General features: G+C 42.5%; 3 protein-coding genes and 1 tRNA gene. 1 reads left to right on the top strand and 3 read right to left on the bottom strand.

Features of this window, described 5'->3' with window-relative positions; genetic code table 11:
* Positions 1-93: 93 nt before the first annotated feature.
* From rpsO to ACOJS8_RS04795, 3 genes are all read right to left on the bottom strand, one after another.
* Complete coding sequence (gene rpsO, locus ACOJS8_RS04805; RefSeq protein WP_420147395.1) at positions 94-369, bottom strand: 30S ribosomal protein S15; 276 nt, start codon at positions 367-369, stop codon at positions 94-96.
* A gap of 147 nt (positions 370-516) precedes the next feature.
* Positions 517-2025 (bottom strand): LptF/LptG family permease, encoded by a 1509-nt coding sequence (locus tag ACOJS8_RS04800; protein ID WP_420147394.1) that lies wholly within the window; start codon positions 2023-2025, stop codon positions 517-519.
* Between the two features lie 113 nt (positions 2026-2138).
* Complete coding sequence (locus tag ACOJS8_RS04795) at positions 2139-2531, bottom strand: START-like domain-containing protein (protein ID WP_420147393.1); 393 nt, start codon at positions 2529-2531, stop codon at positions 2139-2141.
* Positions 2532-2642: 111 nt separating this feature from the next.
* Here ACOJS8_RS04795 and ACOJS8_RS04790 point away from each other — a divergent pair.
* Positions 2643-2716, top strand: a tRNA-Met gene (locus ACOJS8_RS04790).
* Positions 2717-2836 lie beyond the last annotated feature (120 nt).

Raw genomic sequence — 2836 nt, 5'->3', positions numbered from 1 at the left:
TGTTTCTTTACCACAATCATCGCTCTAGTAATGAAACAACAAAAATGAGGGAATCTACTGTGTAGCAGATTCCCTTTTTTGTGGAGCGGCTGGTTACTTCCGTAGCCCTAGCGAAGCCAGGATCGCCCGGTACCGCGTAATGTCTTTCTTTAGCAGGTAGTTCAGCAGGCGCCTACGTTTACCAACTAATTTTAGAAGACCCAGTTGAGTGCCGTAATCGTGCTTGTGAACTTTCAGGTGGTCAGTTAAATGACTGATCCGGTAAGTGAACAGCGCGATCTGGGATTCGGCCGACCCGGTGTCCGTTGCGCTTTTAGCAAAGCCCGAGGTGGAGAAAATCTCCTGTTTTTTTTCGGTCGTTAGATACATCTTCAGACAGCTTTTATATGAAAAATTTGAATTTGGGTGCAAATATAGTGAAAAAAGTCGTCAATCGGTAATAAATGGCCAATGGGTGTTACGTAATAATTTGCAACGTATTTGTATTACTCCAGAAACGTATTATTTCAGAATTGACTACTGACTGCTCACTACTGGCTGACGATTCCTGGTTTCATTCCAACGTTTTTTCAGTTTCTCCCAGGCAATAATGTACACATCTTTATCAAAAAGTCGTGAATCATGGCGGGCACGCTGCATTAAAAACAACCCTATCGGAAAGAGCACTGCATTAGCTAGCCAGGCCCCAACAGGCACCCACAATAATCCATCTTTCGCGTACTTATCACCCTGCAGCGTTAATACATAAAGGAAAATAAAGAATACGATAGAAACCAGCACGGGTAAGCCAAAGCCTCCTTTTTTAATAATTGCTCCCATAGAAGCGCCAATCAGAAACATCACGAAAACAGAAATAGCCTGGGTAAATTTGTGATGAGTTTCCAGCTGATATTTCCACACGCTTTTTTCTTTCTCTTTCAGGTACGTTACGTTCGATACGGCGTATGACAAGACATTCTGTGCCTGAGTTAATGCCATCTGCATCAAATCGGGCCGGGGTACTGCTCGCTTTTTCAACAAAGAATCGACCCACTTTCCGTCGGCTATCTGCTTCTGCCGCAGCACTCCATCTGCCTTAAATTGATAGTTATAATACTGGCGGGACGTACTGGCTACATTAATGCTTGTTTTCGAATAATCTTTTCGGAGTGAATCGGTCAGCGTAGTGAGTTCTTTCAGGTTTTTCATGTACTCATGATACTCGAACTGATTTTCGTCCGTACGCTTTATTCCGAATGATTCCAGACTGATCACCAGTCGATAATCCTTAAATCCATTCCGCATGAATTGCCCCCCCCTGGCCGATGTTCCATTACCAACGTAGCTATACGTATTATTATCAGTGTACTCCTGGTAATCATTTCCATTGAAAAGCTGAAACGTGAGGTAAGTTCGGTCTTTGTCCATATACATCCGTCCGGAATCAGCCAGAATAATCTCGCGATTCCCCGACTCCATGCCGTTGGTTGGATGTTTATAGATAACCAATCCCTTAAGCAAATCGCCATTTTTACTCTCTTTGGGCGCTTTTATTTTATGATCTACCTTAATACTGTAGCCGGGCAAATCATTGTAAAAAATCCCCTCCTTCAGGTTCAGCGTAGCCTTGGCAGTTTTTATGTCGTAAAGTAAACTGTAGCCTTTTAAATTGGCCCAGGGCGAAACGGAGTTATTAAACCAGAAAGAGAAAGCACTGATTCCGATAGCAACAATCAGAAGAGGAAGCATAGCGCGGGTGAGCGAAATGCCCGCACTTTTCATAGCTGTTAGTTCGAAGAATTCACCCAGGTTACCAAACGTCATTAACGACGAGAGCAGAACGGCCAATGGTAACGCCGTAGGAATTGTTAACAGCGCGAAATAGAAGAGAAGGCGACCGAATGTTGCCAGGTCAAGATCTTTCGAGACGAAATCATCGATGTAAAACATCAGCAGACGCATCAGGAAAATAAAGATGACGACCCCGAGTGTTAAAAAAAACGGCCCCCAAAACGAGCCGAGTACTAGTTTATCAATCTTCTTCATTAATAATGTATAATGCAGAATGAAAATGGATAATGAGAAGCTATTGAGACGCCGTTCACATTATACATTCGGTGCCGCCATGCGGTTCATTTTCCATTATTCATTAACAAAATTTAACTACCAACAATTTCCTTTAGCTTATCCATTAAACCATCCCACAGATCTCTTAGTTCGTCTTCATCAGTAGTAGAGGAATAGTCTATAATACGTAAAAATGTCGACTGCGTCAGTTCACTCTGATCTACTCGAAAATCAACGTAGTTGTTATCGGAGCCATTTTCGTCCGTGTCCAGAAACTCAAAGCGAACGCCTTTATTTTGACGCATTGAAACCTGCCGGGCAATATGACTTTCGTTGTCCCATTGAAAATCGAACCGTTGCTCAGGCATTGTATTTACTTTGTTGGCAAACCATTGCGACAGGCCCGAAGCGGTACTGATGTACGGGAATAGCATTTTAGGAGACGCTCGAAGTTCGTATTCAGTAACAAATTTAAATTTTTCCATACGCAGTATTCTTGAAAAGGGACAGAGGCAAAGGTAAACGATTTTTTTTGCGAAAGTCAACGCTGATTTTTGGCTTAAGCCAATTTTTCCTTACTTTTGTGGCATCAATCCGGCGGGGTAGCTCAGATGGTTAGAGCGTAGGATTCATAACCCTAAGGTCGGCAGTTCGATCCTGCTCCCCGCTACCTTGAAAATACCTAACAGGCTAATTATCAGCAGGTTAGGTATTTTTGTTTTTATGTGGTGTACGGGAATGTGTACGGATTGAAAAATTATGAGGTTAATTCCTTATATATATAAGTACA

Origin of the sequence: Spirosoma sp. (assembly GCF_048594605.1) — a bacterium.
Classification (GTDB): domain Bacteria; phylum Bacteroidota; class Bacteroidia; order Cytophagales; family Spirosomataceae; genus Spirosoma.
Note: the sequence above shows the minus strand (reverse complement) of the source record. Positions and strands in the feature narration are given on the sequence as shown.

What these genes read in the sequence shown, in the direction of transcription:
- rpsO (WP_420147395.1), bottom strand. Translation starts at nt 369, where the DNA reads ATGTATCTAACGACCGAAAAAAAACAGGAGATTTTCTCCACCTCGGGC.
- ACOJS8_RS04800 (WP_420147394.1), bottom strand. Translation starts at nt 2,025, where the DNA reads ATGAAGAAGATTGATAAACTAGTACTCGGCTCGTTTTGGGGGCCGTTT.
- ACOJS8_RS04795 (WP_420147393.1), bottom strand. Translation starts at nt 2,531, where the DNA reads ATGGAAAAATTTAAATTTGTTACTGAATACGAACTTCGAGCGTCTCCT.